The organism is Segatella copri (genome assembly GCF_026015625.1).
GTDB lineage: Bacteria > Bacteroidota > Bacteroidia > Bacteroidales > Bacteroidaceae > Prevotella > Prevotella copri_H.
This window is the reverse complement of record NZ_JAPDVG010000001.1, coordinates 2,353,226-2,366,612: the sequence shown is the minus strand read 5'-3', so window position 1 is coordinate 2,366,612 and position 13,387 is coordinate 2,353,226. Positions and strand designations below refer to the sequence as shown.

Below are 13,387 nucleotides of genomic sequence, written 5' to 3'. Positions count from 1 at the left end.
TCATAATGAAACAAAAAAGGCGTACAAAAGCCATTTCTGAGCATTGTACGCCTTTATTATAATATTAGTCTGTATTACTTAACTTCCTCGAAGTCTGCATCCTGAACATCCTGAGCGCCATCATTGCCGCCCTGTGCCTGCTGACCACCCTGAGGACCTGCCTGCTGGCCGCCCTGATACATCTGCTGAGAAGCAGCCTGCATTACGGTGTTCAAGTTGTTGATAGCTGAATCGATAGCTGCAACATCACCAGCCTTGTGAGCATCCTTCAACTGCTGCAATGCCTGCTCGATACCTGGCTTCTTGTCTGCAGGAATCTTATCACCGTTATCCTTCAGGAAGTTCTCGGTGGTGAAGATCATGCTGTCAGCCTGGTTCATCTTGTCAATCTTCTCGCGCTCAGCCTTATCAGCAGCAGCGTTCTGCTCTGCCTCAGCCTTCATGCGGTTGATCTCGTCCTCGCTCAAGCCAGATGAAGCCTCGATGCGGATGCTCTGCTCCTTACCGGTAGCCTTATCCTTAGCTGATACGTTCAAGATACCGTTGGCATCGATATCGAAGGTAACCTCAATCTGAGGAACACCACGGCGAGCTGGAGCGATACCTGTCAGGTTGAACTGGCCGATGCTCTTGTTCTGAGCTGCCATTGGACGCTCACCCTGCAATACGTGGATGGTAACCTCTGTCTGGTTATCAGCTGCTGTAGAGAATACCTCGCTCTTCTTGCAAGGGATAGTTGTATTGGCATCGATGAGCTTAGTCATCACACCACCCATAGTCTCGATACCGAGAGTCAATGGAGTAACGTCGAGCAATACGATGTCACCAACACCCTCTTCCTTGTTCAGGATGGCACCCTGGATAGCTGCACCTACTGCAACAACCTCATCTGGGTTAACACCCTTAGAAGGCTCCTTGCCGAAGTAGTTCTTAACGAGTGTCTGAACGGCTGGGATACGGCTTGAACCACCAACCAGGATAACCTCGTCGATATCTGATGTAGAGAGCTTAGCGTCACGAACGGCATTCTGGCAAGGTACGAGACAAGCCTGAATCAGGTTGTGAGCCAACTGCTCGAACTGTGCACGGGTCAAAGTCTTAACCAAGTGCTTTGGCATACCGTCAACGGCTGTGATGTATGGCAAGTTGATTTCGGTAGATGTAGAGCTTGACAACTCAATCTTAGCCTTCTCAGCTGCTTCCTTCAAACGCTGCATAGCCATAGGGTCCTTGCAGAGATCTACGCCTTCCTCTGCCTTGAAGCCATCAGCCAACCAGTTGATGATTACCTGGTCGAAGTCATCACCACCCAGGTGAGTATCACCATTGGTAGAAAGTACCTCGAATACGCCGCCACCGAACTCCAGGATAGAGATATCGAATGTACCACCACCCAAGTCGAATACGGCAATCTTCATATCCTTGTTAGCCTTGTCAACACCATAAGCCAAAGCTGCGGCTGTAGGCTCATTTACGATACGCTGAACGTTCAAACCTGCAATCTGACCTGCCTCCTTAGTTGCCTGACGCTGAGAGTCAGAGAAGTAAGCAGGAACTGTGATAACAGCATCTGTAACCTCCTGTCCGAGATAATCCTCTGCAGTCTTCTTCATCTTCTGGAGAACCATTGCAGAAATCTCCTGTGGAGTATATTTACGACCCTCGATTTCAACACGTGGATAACCACCCTCGTTTACTACTGTGTAAGGCATTGCCTCAGCCTCTTTCTGGCTCTGAGCGTATGTCTCACCCATGAAACGCTTGATAGAATATACAGTGTTCTTAGGGTTTGTGATGGCCTGACGCTTAGCAGGATCACCTACCTTGCGGTCACCATCCTTAACGAAACCTACTACTGATGGAGTAGTACGCTTACCTTCACTGTTAGCGATTACAACTGGTTCGCTACCTTCGAAAACGGCAACACAACTGTTTGTGGTACCCAAGTCAATTCCAATTACTTTTCCCATAATTATATCTTTTTTTATTTTTATCGTTATTAATATGTTATTTATCTCATGAACTGCTGGCTAATGGAAGTCTGCCGAAGATATGCATCTGTCGGGAACCTCTCTATTCAGCGTTCACGCTTTCCGTCATAACAAAGCATGTGCCAAGGGATTGTAAGACTTAAAGTAGCTGACAAGGTGTCAGATAATGCTGACAAAATAAAAGGAATCAAGATATGTGAGGCGATAAAATGTCGCATTCTCCCTATCTTGATTCCTGTAATATGATTGAGAAATCTTTCTTTTCAGATAAAGCTCCTATATATAATAAGGTGTGAAACCTTATCTGGCTTTATTTCTGTTCCTTAGCAGCAAGTGCTTCGCGAACCTTAGCTTCCAGTTCATCGAGAAGTTCAGGGTTATCCTTGAGCAATGCCTTGCAGGCATCGGCACCCTGTCCGAGTTTAGAACCGCCATAGCTATACCAGCTGCCGCTCTTTTCGATGATATTGTTGGCTACAGCCAGACCGAATACCTCACCGGCACGGCTGATGCCTTCGCCAAACATGATGTCGAACTCAGCCTTGCGGAAAGGAGGAGCCACCTTGTTCTTTACTACCTTTACGCGAACCAGATTACCTACTACCTCATCGCCATCCTTGATGGCTGTTGCCTTGCGGATATCCAAACGCACTGATGCATAGAACTTCAATGCATTACCACCGGTGGTTGTCTCTGGGTTACCGAACATTACACCAATCTTCTCGCGCAACTGGTTGATGAAGATGCAGGTAGTGTTGGTCTTGCTGATGGTAGAAGTGAGCTTGCGGAGAGCCTGACTCATCAGTCGAGCCTGAAGACCTACCACATTGTCACCCATATCGCCTTCGATTTCCTTCTTAGGAGTCAAGGCGGCTACAGAGTCAACAACTACGATGTCTACAGCAGCAGAACTGATCAGCTGGTCTGCAATCTGCAATGCCTGCTCACCATTATCTGGTTGTGAAATCCACAAGTTATCAACATCAACGCCCAATTTAGCCGCATAGAAACGGTCGAAAGCGTGCTCTGCATCAATGAAAGCTGCGATACCGCCAGCCTTCTGAGCCTCTGCGATGGCATGGATAGCCAATGTTGTTTTACCGGAAGATTCCGGACCGTAAATCTCGATGATACGTCCCTTGGGATAACCGCCTACGCCCAGTGCATTGTCGAGAGCGATACTGCCTGTAGGGATAACTTCGATATTCTCAACGTGCTCATCTCCGAGTTTCATGATAGAGCCCTTACCGAAGTCCTTTTCTATCTTAGCCATGGCTGCCTGAAGAGCTTTCAGCTTGCCTTCATTGGGATTCAATTTTCCCTCTTGCATTTCTTTTGCCATATTCTTATTTTAATTTAAAGTTTAGTCGATTTCCAAATCGCCATCAAACACCTCGTGCCATGGCAATCCCTGCTTGTTCAACTGCTCCATGAATGGATCTGGGTCGAACTCCTCTACGTTCCATACGCCTGGTTTCTTCCAGATGCCCTTGAGGAACATCATGGCACCAATCATGGCTGGTACACCGGTGGTGTAGCTTACGCCCTGCATACCGGTTTCGTTGTAAGCCTCCTGGTGCTTGCAGTTGTTATAAACGTAATAGGTGCGCTCCTTGCCATCCTTCTTACCACGGATGCGGCAACCGATGGATGTTTCGCCATCATAGTTCTCGCCGAGATCCTGTGGGTTAGGCAATACGGCCTTGAGGAACTGCAATGGAACAATCTTCACCTTGGCAGTCTTGCCGGAACCATCTGCCAATGGAGCCTCGTACTCGATTTCGTCGATGCGGCTCATGCCGAGGTTCTGGATGCAGTCGAGGTAGGTGAGATACTGCTGACCGAAGGTCATCCAGAAGCGTGCCTCCTTGATGGTAGGGTAGTTCTTCACCAGGCTCTCCAACTCCTCGTGGTGCATCAGATAGCTCTCGCGAGGGCCGATGTTAGGGTAGGTGAGTGGCTTGTGGATAGAGAGAGGGTCGGTTTCAATCCATTCGCCATCCTTATACCAGAGTCCCTTCTGGGTAATTTCGCGGATATTGATTTCTGGGTTGAAGTTGGTTGCGAAAGCCTTGTGATGGTTACCGGCGTTGCAATCCACGATGTCGAGCACCTCAATCTCATCGAAGTGATGCTTGGCTGCATAAGCGGTGAAGATGCCAGATACACCTGGGTCGAAGCCGCAGCCGAGGATAGCGCACAGACCTGCCTGCTCGAACTTATCCTTGTAAGCCCACTGCCAAGAGTACTCGAAGTGAGCCTCGTCCTTAGGCTCATAGTTAGCGGTATCCATGTAGTTGCAACCGCAAGCCAGACAGGCATCCATGATAGTGAGATCCTGGTAAGGCAAAGCGAGGTTGATGACAAGCTCAGGCTTGTAGCTATTGAAGAGAGCCTTCAACTGCTCAACGTCGTCGGCATCCACCTCAGCTGTCTGAATATCCATCTTGTAGCCCTTGGCATGGATATCCTTAACCAGTTTATCGCATTTTGCCTTGCGACGGCTAGCAATCATAAACTCGGTGAAAACGTCCTGGTTCTGGACGATCTTGAAGGCAGCCACGGTAGCCACGCCACCTGCGCCTATCATAAGTACTCTACTCATTTATAATCTTGTTTTTTTATGTTTGTTATTTTTATGTTTATTTTATTTCATTTGCAGAGATTCCCAAGGCATTCATGAGCGAATATCCGAGAATCTCCTGTCTGAAGTTGCCGCCTGGCATGGGCTGCATGGCAAAGAGGGTGATGCGCTTGTCATCGTCATCTACCTTACGGAGTATCTCGCGGAGTCGGTCGTAAGCATCTCCATCCTCAGAATTTGGGATTACCATCACTCGCTTCACCTCCTTGGCGTTGCATACGGTGCGTGCCACATCTACAAGGAAGTCATCCTTGCCTACCATCTTCTCCTCTGTAGGATAAGAAGAGATGATGAACTCTCCGAGCTTATCATCCTTGAAAGCCTGAGCGTTCAGATCCTTCTCATAGTTGGCAGGGCGGAAGTTCTTCATCGCCATCGACTGCTTGTCGTGGATAAGCACAACCTGTGTCTCGTGCTCACCCTCTCTGAGACCTCCGTCAAGGGCAATGCAGACTGCCCATTGTGCCATATCGGCTGGTTGGATGCGACGGTTAATCATTCGTTCGAAGTTGACCGTCAGGTCGAAAGCCACTCGGTCGATATAGTCGGCATCAGCGATGATTACATTCTCGCTCCATTTTATATTGTTTGTATCTAATGTATTCATTGGTGCAAAAATTAAGCAAACGAGCATGATGAAAGCTTGCTTTCAAATTGTCGAATGCAGATTATTTCTGCAAATTTACGAATAAATTTCGTAATTAAGGCATTTTGGAAATATAAAATAATAAAAAAGATAGTATTTTCATCGTTTCTTCATTTGATGGAATACTATCTTCAGTATTTTATGTGATAATCCGGGCTCTTCTTCTTTCCATTCTCCGGTCTTCTTTCTCGGCAATTCGGGCTCTTCTTCTTTCTGTTCTCCGAAGTCTTTTATGCGATAATTTTCGCCAGATAATGTCCGGCGAGAACGGCGATAAGTCCCAGCGCCAGACTTCCGAAGAGATAGAGCATCATATAGACATAATTCTCTTCCTTCATCAGTCCTTCCCCCTCGCTCATAAAGGTAGAGAAGGTAGTGAATCCTCCGCAGAATCCCGTGGTGAGCAGCAGTTTGGCAGATGGCGACATCCATCCCCCTTCCCGCCAGTTCAATCCCGAGAGGAACCCGATGATGAGGCATCCCGCCACATTCACCGCCATCGTTCCGAAAGGAAAGGCAATCACCGTGCAGGATTGCACCATCTTTGAAATCCAATATCTCATGCCGCCCCCGAAGAAGCTGCCTATGCTTACTATCAATACTTCTTTCATCTCCTTATATAATATATGAACTGACCTAATTTGTTAAATGCGATTGGGGAGAGAGAGTCAGTTCTCGCCCCAATCATCTATTGTTCCTGTTTTTGATGAGAAACTGCATCCTATCTTGAATATCTTTCTCTTATCTGATAAATATTCCCGTGCATATCCCATATTTTCTATTTGCAGGAGTGCTTCTCTTGCGCATCCATCCCTCTTAAACTCAAATATATATATGTATAGAGGAGTTTCTATGATGCAGTCTACTCTTCCTTCGCTCTGTTCTTTTTCAATGAAGATGGTATAGGAGCTGATCATCCTCAATACCAGATAGAACGTATATTGGAAATAACGCTCCTTCTCACGTTCATCATCTTTTCTTCGCTGTGAATAAGGGATACTGGCGAAGAAAGAAACCATCAGTTGATGCAACTTTTCGCATTCTCCCTTTCCCAATGCTTCGATTACCTGTAGAACCCAGGAGTCAGGTGAAACCTTTGGCTTCAGATAATCTGCTGCCAGCAAACTGATGAATCCCCTTCTCACTTCATCGTTCGGAAAATCCAACAGATAGGAATTGGTATTCCTTGACCAACCCTTGATGGTCAGATATCCGCTTTGATATATCATTGGCAAAGGGCGTTCTATGGTTGCCTTATAGTCGTCGAAATCCTTGGTAGGATAATATTTTCCCACCAGTTCGTTGATGTTTTCATCGCTATGAGCTAGCAGGCGAACCAGATAGCTGGGTGAACCCGTTTGGAACCAATAGTCGTCGATGAGCATTTCCTTGAAGGCACGCAAGATGCTGAAAGGATTATATACGCCTCGCATCCTGCGACTGAAATGGTAGCCGTCAAACTGGCGTTTCAGTTTTATCAGTATTTCTTCCTTTGTAACATCATATTCCTCAGCCATTTCTGCGATTTGCTGTGAAAAGGTAGAGCGCAACTCGTCTTCAGTGATGCCGAGAAGCGTATCGAAGTGGGCAGAAAGGCTGATGTCTTCGGGTTGGTTGAAACCGCTGAATACGCTTACTTGCGAAAATTTGGTAACTCCTGTAAGCAGAACGAATTGCAGGTCTTTATCGGCAGCCTTGAATACACTGTAGAAACCTTTCAGAATTTCCCGATGCCTATCTTCCAATAGCCGCTCGTTGCCATCTGCATCGGTTGTTTTCAGTGTAGAATCCAATACGTCTAGCAGAGGCTTGTCGTATTCATCAATAAGGACAACGGCGCGAAGTCCTGTTTTTTCGTGGGCATTTCTCAGAACGCCAATGAATCTGTCGCCGAGGGTGGAAGCAAAGGGAGCTTTGCCGTAGATGGCTTCCTGCGATTCTACGAAATCAATCAGCGTATTCTCCAACTGACCTGCTTGTGTAAAGTCCTTGCCGTTGAAATCAAGGTGAAATACCGCATATTGTTTCCAGTCGGTTTCCAGGTTATCAATGGCTAAGCCCTTGAACAGTTCTTTTCTTCCTTGGAAATAGCATTCTAGAGTAGATACGAGAAGTGACTTTCCAAATCGTCTGGGACGACTCAGAAAGTAAATCTTGCCATTTTCTACCATATCATAAATCATCTGAGTCTTATCTATATAAAGATATCCTTCTGTGATGATTTTCTCAAAGCTCTGTATGCCTATCGGATATTTCATATTGTTCATACGCTTATTCCTTATTTTCTGCAAAATTACAAAAAATAACGATACAAGCAAGTTTTTTATGTACCTTTTCTTAATTTTTCCCTCTTTTTTTCTTTTAAGGGATAAAGAAGCAATCAAGAAGCAGGAAAGTTCCCTCTTCTTGATGAATCAGAATATGAAATAGAAATATGTTGAACACACTGCTGTCCCGTTTAGAAATCATCGGGCCTGAAAAGGCTAGGATATAGCCAATCCTCCGTCTCTTCTGTTGGAACAGCTTTGTTAAACAATTCATTTAAAGGAGTCTTGTCCGTAAGGAATAGACCCACGTTCTTTGAAATAGTGTGTAGCGATTGATCTATGTGCATCACTTTCTTTGCATAAGCTAAAAGCAAGTATGTGCATATGGCAATCCAGATTTGCAGATATATGGCATTCTCGGAAGTTCCATAAAAGGATTTGATGTGAAGGTGTTGCTTAATCCATTTAAAGTAATTATGTAAAGCTTCTCATAATTACTTTTATGACAAGAATATCATTATGTCAAGTTAGACAGATTTGACCTGTGAAAAATTGTTGATTATATGAATTTTACAGCAAAAACTTATCATAAATACTTCTCATAACGTTATATTACAGTATAGGGCATAAGCCCCAAAACTAAATATTATATATTATGCAAGAAGTAAAGATTCAAGTCCTAATGGATCGATGCATCAAGTACTTTGAAGACCATTGTTACACAGAGAATAGAATATCTGTGTATAAATGTCTATGGCGTAAAGGCATCGTCCACTACATGTCGGCTCACGACATTGAGAATTATTCCCCTTCTATTGGTGAAGAGTTCCTGTCAACCTGTCATCATTATGGTGAGATTCGTCACCAGGAGCGTGAAATGATTCGCAGTATTCAAGTCCTTGACGATATGCTTTCGTTAGGGCTTATACGTAAGCGTTGTTTCACTCCTGTTTTCCATACCCTCGATGGGAAGATTGGCATGGAGATGGAAAAACTCATCATCCATCTTACTTCTCTTCGTAGAAGTCTGGTGACTATAAATGACTATCGTTTGTATCTAAGCGAGTTCTTAACTCATCTCAATCTCAGTGGTGTCAACAGTGTGTCCGAGATTGCGGATAAACACATCTTGTCGTTTGTCTCGTCCCATCCGACCAACAAGGTAAACATAGTTTCTGCCCTGCGTGTCCTCTTTCGTTTCTGGAAAGCGGAGCATATTGTAGATGGAAGGTTTGATGGTCTGTTTGACACATATAAGCTGCGCAAGAAAGAGCGTATTCCTTCGTTTTACACAGCAGCAGAGGTAAATATAGTAGAGAACTCCGTGAATAGAAGCAGCGGCGTTGGCAAGAGAAACTATGCAATGTTATTACTTGCATCACGTTTGGGGTTGCGAGCTTCGGACATAGCCAACCTACAGTTCTCTAATATAGACTGGGACAACAATGTACTAACCCTTGTGATGCATAAGACCGGAAAGGTCATAGAGTTGCCATTGCTTGCGGATGTTGGTAATGCCATCATAGATTACTTGCAGCATGGAAGACCTCAGACAGTTTCACAGAATGTATTTCTTTCTTGCAAGGCACCTTATGTGCCAGCAACCAAAAGTATGGTATGCTCTGCAATAAACAACATCATCTGTAAATCCGGAATAGATGTATCGGCCAAGCATCATGGTCCACATTCTCTACGTCATTCTCTTGCAAGCGTCATGCTTGAGAAAGGCACGACGTTACCTGTCATATCCGAATCGCTAGGGCATCGCAGTACGGAAACAACTCTCACTTATCTTAAGATTGACATAAAGTCTTTGATAGAGTGTGCCATTCCTGTACCGCCAGTTCCAGATGCCTTTTACAAACAGAGAGGAGGTGCGTTCTATGGCTGAGCAATTTAAATATTCCAGCGTGTTAGCCTCATATATGAATCATCTTCTTGACATTAAAATATCTGCAGGAATCAGTGCGTTGCGTACCAGATGGATATTGAAAGAGATTGACGACTTTGCCAATGCAGAGTGCCTAAAGGATCCTCATATCAAAGAGGTGTTCTTCAAAAAGTGGAGAGCTACACGTGTGGCGGACTGTGACAGAACTTTATATTCCAAATGTTCCGTATGGTGTCAATTGACAAGACTGATGTGCAGGTGTGGCTGTGTATGCTTCATTCCACGAATGCCCAAGCAACCGAAGTCTGATTTTACTCCGTATATATTCACAAAGGAGCAGATTGGCGCAATCTTTTCTGCAGCGGACGAATATAGACTATATGACATACGCATGGGTACAGCTCTCATAGCCATGCCAGCTCTTCTTCGTTTACTATATAGTACAGGAATGCGTATATCTGAGGCTCTTTCCATCCGCAACAAACATGTTCATCTGGATGAAGGTTACATTCGCTTAGATAAAACCAAGAACGGAAGTGAAAGGATCGTACCTTTATGTGAGTCGATGAAGACGGTACTTACATCTTATATGGAGTATAGAAACAATATGCCCATCAAAGACATAGCTGCAGGAAATGGTTTTTTGTTTGTAAAATCGGACGGGACTAGCATCAAGGCTAATAGTGTATATCAGCATCTGCGCAAATTGCTGGACACATGCGGAATTCCCCATAAGGGGAATCATCATGGACCACGCGTTCACGACCTGCGACATACGAATGCAGTACATGCTCTTGTACAGATGGGGCACAAAGGAATGGACTTGTATGCCAGTTTGCCAATTCTCTCAACATGCCTGGGACATCACTCGCTGAAAGCGACAGAGCAGTATGTTCGCCTCACATGCAACATGTATCCAGAATTGGAAGAGCAATGTTCTGAAATCAACGCTTTTGTCTATCCAAAGATATGTAAAGCCTATGACTACGACGACTGACTTTGCCAAACATTTAAGCCGCTTTCTGGTAGAATACCTGCCTCATGAGCGTAATGTAAGCCCTAACACCATATCCTCCTATAGAGATGCATTTGTACAATTTATTGACTTCATGAAAGATATTAAAGGAATCACAGTTGAAAAATTGCAATTGAAACATCTCACGAGAGTAAGTGTAACCGAGTATCTCGAATGGCTACTTAACAAGCGAAAATGCTCTGCAGCGACACGTAACTATCGGCTTGCTGCCATTCATTCTTTTTGTCATTACTTGCAATATAGCGTCATAGAAATGATAGAAGAATGGCAAAAGATCCTAACTATTAAAGCCATAAAAACATCAGGGACAACACTTAACTACCTGACAATAGAAGGTATCAAGTTGTTGCTGGCTCAGCCTGATACATCAACTTGGAGAGGCCGAAGAAATCTCGCTTTACTCTCACTAATGTATGATACGGGAGCAAGAGTCTCTGAAATAGCAGATCTTACTGTGGATAGTGTGCGCATAACCCATGAGCCATATACCATACGTCTGTTCGGAAAAGGACGCAAAGCACGAATAGTACCGCTTGTAAAGGAACAGGTGTCAATTCTATGTGAATATATGGAAGAGAATCATCTTAACGATTGCAACAAAGCTGCGTCTCCACTTTTCTATAATGGCAGAAATGAAAAGCTAACGCGTGAGGGTATCACATACATTCTTTGTACTTATGCAAACATGGCAAGGAAGGTGTCTCCAGAACTTATTCCGCAAAGGATTAGTTGTCACTCTATACGTCATAGTCGAGCTATGCATCTTCTACAGGCTGGAGTCAACCTTATTTATATTAGAGATTTGCTAGGACATGTCTCTATTCAAACAACGGACATTTATGCTCGTGCAGACTCTAAAGCAAAACGTGAGGCGTTCGAAAAGGCGTATACAGATCTCACACCTAACCGAGAGGCTGATAAATCTTGGGAAAACAATAAAAATCTCAGAGATTGGCTCAGAGGTCTGAAGAAATAGTTATCATTATGAGAAGTCGAACGGAGAAGCATTCTCCTAAAGTTCTGATCTTCAATAATACTTTTCCATTCACTTCTCATAATGTTATTCTTGTCATAAAAGTAAAGTTCCACGTTCCATCTTTCCCTATATAATTCAGATATGGTAAGCGCTTCATATTCCATGTTGTTTGTGAGAAACCTATACACCTTACTTGTTGCATAGTCCTCATAGGTTACCATTCTAAGTTCTTCAGGATACCATTTGGCAGTATGTAGTCCTGTTAATTTGATACGTTCATCAGAAATGATACCAGTACTCTTGTCAACTTCGGCTTCTGATACAACTTCAAAAAGCATGTTATCTTTTGCCCTAGTAACAAAGAATGCATTCTTCTTAGTTATCAACTTGAAGAGTCTGTTGAAATCTACATATCCTCTGTCCATCAAATAGATAGCAGAAGGTTCTATGTAGAGATCATCAAGAGCTTTTACATCATTAACCGATGCAGAAGTCAAATAAACTGAGACTGGAAGATTTCCTCGCAAATCGACTAATGTGTGCATTTTGATGCCACCTTTGTTTTTGCGATACTTTGCCCAAGGACATAATTTGAGACACAGACTTATAGTACTGCTATCAAAAGCATATACCATGTTGTCTAGGTCTAATCTGAACTTGTCTTTGACATAAAGAGGACGTACTTTTTTCAAAAGAACGTCTGCAAAATCTTTATAGATATGCCAATCTCGCTTCTCGTTAGCTTTTGCTAGAGTATTACGTGGTACAGCATAACTAATACCACAATGGTAAAGTTTGCAGGAGAGTGCCGTAAGGCAGTTTTCTATATCTCGAAGACTATCACGACCTGTTAATTGAGCATAGCTCATTACTAGGAATTGGTCTTTGCAAGAGAAGTTTCTTGCTCTGTAGTTTCCCTTATAACGGTCTACACAAGTTTTGAAATCACGTTCTGGTATAAGTGACATAATCTGAGAGAATATAGTTTTGCCTTTGTTCATCGCACACGTATTTTAAATATGCGTGCAAAGATACAAAATCAAATCGAATACACTATAAAAAGTCCGTAAACTTTTGAGTATTAATAACTTATTTAATAATCGTCTCGTTTTAACGGGACACTAGTGTGTTGAACAATTAAAATAAATAGGAGAAACAAGTTATGAAACGAGTATTCAATCTTTTGGTAGTAGATGAGAGTGGCAGCATGAGTATTATCGAGCACCAGGCACTGGTGGGCATCAACGAGACCCTGACCACGATTCAGAAAATGCAGAAGGCGCATAAGGACATGGAGCAGCGTGTAACGCTCATCACCTTCGACAGCACCCACAAGAATCTGTTTTATGATAATGTGTCTGCCCGCCATGCTAAGCCTTTGAAATCCAGGGATTACAACCCATGTGGCGGCACCCCTCTTTATGATGCCATCGGTATGGGTATCGCCAAGATCAACGCCCTGACCACCGAGTATGACAGCGTGTTGGTGACTATCATTACGGATGGTGAGGAGAATTGCAGCGAGGAGTATGATCTGAAGATGATCAAGAACCTCATAGAGAAGCTGAAGAAACAGAACTGGACCTTTACCTTTATCGGCACCGATGATCTTGATGTGGAGAACATTGCTCATGGTATGGGCATCGACAATCATCTGCAGTTCTCGGAAGATGAGGCTGGCACCAAGGCGATGTTTGCCAGAGAAAACAGAGCCCGAGAGCGCTACAACAAGTGCCGTGCGATGGATTGCAAGATGGAAGCAGGTAGTTATTTTGAGGAGAAATAAAGATAAAAAAGAAAAAGTTGACGAAAAAAGTGAATGGTAAATGCTGATTATTCAGAAAGTTTTTGTACTTTTGCAATCAGAATGAATTCTCGCATGAGATTGACTTCTATTTTTTTGATGGTTAAATTAGCGTTTGCTATTCGGTCATGC

10 protein-coding genes and 2 pseudogenes are annotated in these 13,387 nt (G+C 43.8%); 4 read left to right on the top strand and 8 right to left on the bottom strand.

Annotation, left to right across the window (positions count from 1 at the left end):
• Positions 1-74: 74 nt before the first annotated feature.
• The 7 genes and pseudogenes from dnaK to ONT19_RS16400 form a co-directional block, all read right to left on the bottom strand.
• Positions 75-1,970, bottom strand: a complete 1,896-nt coding sequence (gene dnaK, locus ONT19_RS10155) for a molecular chaperone DnaK (protein ID WP_264952532.1) — start codon at positions 1,968-1,970, stop codon at positions 75-77.
• 331 nt (positions 1,971-2,301) lie between these two features.
• Positions 2,302-3,333, bottom strand: a complete 1,032-nt coding sequence (gene recA, locus ONT19_RS10150) for a recombinase RecA (RefSeq protein WP_117693342.1) — start codon at positions 3,331-3,333, stop codon at positions 2,302-2,304.
• A gap of 21 nt (positions 3,334-3,354) precedes the next feature.
• A complete protein-coding gene (locus ONT19_RS10145) occupies positions 3,355-4,596 on the bottom strand; it encodes a saccharopine dehydrogenase family protein (RefSeq protein ID WP_254970554.1) in 1,242 nt (413 codons plus the stop codon).
• 37 nt (positions 4,597-4,633) lie between these two features.
• Complete coding sequence (locus tag ONT19_RS10140; RefSeq protein WP_117727511.1) at positions 4,634-5,242, bottom strand: DUF6621 family protein; 609 nt, start codon at positions 5,240-5,242, stop codon at positions 4,634-4,636.
• A 269-nt stretch (positions 5,243-5,511) separates the two neighbouring features.
• The gene (gene crcB, locus ONT19_RS10135; RefSeq protein WP_264952533.1) at positions 5,512-5,892 is read right to left on the bottom strand and encodes a fluoride efflux transporter CrcB; all 381 of its coding nucleotides are present in this window, start codon (positions 5,890-5,892) and stop codon (positions 5,512-5,514) included.
• 57 nt (positions 5,893-5,949) lie between these two features.
• On the bottom strand, positions 5,950-7,539 hold the full coding sequence (locus tag ONT19_RS10130) for an ATP-binding protein (protein ID WP_117693432.1): 1,590 nt from the start codon (positions 7,537-7,539) through the stop codon (positions 5,950-5,952).
• A gap of 388 nt (positions 7,540-7,927) precedes the next feature.
• Positions 7,928-8,021: pseudogene (locus tag ONT19_RS16400) on the bottom strand (IS4 family transposase); the annotation flags it as partial.
• A 209-nt stretch (positions 8,022-8,230) separates the two neighbouring features.
• Between ONT19_RS16400 and ONT19_RS10120 the strand changes: the two are divergent.
• Genes ONT19_RS10120 through ONT19_RS10110 form a run of 3 tightly spaced genes read left to right on the top strand, consistent with a single transcriptional unit; the run spans position 8,231 to position 11,451 of the window.
• On the top strand, positions 8,231-9,439 hold the full coding sequence (locus tag ONT19_RS10120; protein WP_264952114.1) for a site-specific integrase: 1,209 nt from the start codon (positions 8,231-8,233) through the stop codon (positions 9,437-9,439).
• On the top strand, positions 9,432-10,436 hold the full coding sequence (locus tag ONT19_RS10115) for a tyrosine-type recombinase/integrase (RefSeq protein ID WP_264952113.1): 1,005 nt from the start codon (positions 9,432-9,434) through the stop codon (positions 10,434-10,436). The genes ONT19_RS10120 and ONT19_RS10115 overlap by 8 nt, the downstream gene beginning before the upstream one ends.
• A complete protein-coding gene (locus ONT19_RS10110) occupies positions 10,420-11,451 on the top strand; it encodes a site-specific integrase (RefSeq protein ID WP_264952112.1) in 1,032 nt (343 codons plus the stop codon). The genes ONT19_RS10115 and ONT19_RS10110 overlap by 17 nt, the downstream gene beginning before the upstream one ends.
• Positions 11,452-11,483: 32 nt before the next feature.
• Here the strand turns inward: ONT19_RS10110 and ONT19_RS10105 are convergent.
• Positions 11,484-12,452: pseudogene (locus tag ONT19_RS10105) on the bottom strand (IS4 family transposase); the annotation flags it as partial.
• 161 nt (positions 12,453-12,613) lie between these two features.
• Between ONT19_RS10105 and ONT19_RS10100 the strand changes: the two are divergent.
• Positions 12,614-13,237, top strand: coding sequence for a vWA domain-containing protein (locus ONT19_RS10100; RefSeq protein WP_264952534.1), 624 nt, complete (start codon positions 12,614-12,616; stop codon positions 13,235-13,237).
• Positions 13,238-13,387: the final 150 nt, after the last annotated feature.

Bases quoted from the DNA above. Each gene is read 5' to 3' on its own strand.
- dnaK (WP_264952532.1), bottom strand. From the start codon at position 1,970: ATGGGAAAAGTAATTGGAATTGACTTGGGTACCACAAACAGTTGTGTT.
- recA (WP_117693342.1), bottom strand. From the start codon at position 3,333: ATGGCAAAAGAAATGCAAGAGGGAAAATTGAATCCCAATGAAGGCAAG.
- ONT19_RS10145 (WP_254970554.1), bottom strand. From the start codon at position 4,596: ATGAGTAGAGTACTTATGATAGGCGCAGGTGGCGTGGCTACCGTGGCT.
- ONT19_RS10140 (WP_117727511.1), bottom strand. From the start codon at position 5,242: ATGAATACATTAGATACAAACAATATAAAATGGAGCGAGAATGTAATC.
- crcB (WP_264952533.1), bottom strand. From the start codon at position 5,892: ATGAAAGAAGTATTGATAGTAAGCATAGGCAGCTTCTTCGGGGGCGGC.
- ONT19_RS10130 (WP_117693432.1), bottom strand. From the start codon at position 7,539: ATGAAATATCCGATAGGCATACAGAGCTTTGAGAAAATCATCACAGAA.
- ONT19_RS10120 (WP_264952114.1), top strand. From the start codon at position 8,231: ATGGATCGATGCATCAAGTACTTTGAAGACCATTGTTACACAGAGAAT.
- ONT19_RS10115 (WP_264952113.1), top strand. From the start codon at position 9,432: ATGGCTGAGCAATTTAAATATTCCAGCGTGTTAGCCTCATATATGAAT.
- ONT19_RS10110 (WP_264952112.1), top strand. From the start codon at position 10,420: ATGACTACGACGACTGACTTTGCCAAACATTTAAGCCGCTTTCTGGTA.
- ONT19_RS10100 (WP_264952534.1), top strand. From the start codon at position 12,614: ATGAAACGAGTATTCAATCTTTTGGTAGTAGATGAGAGTGGCAGCATG.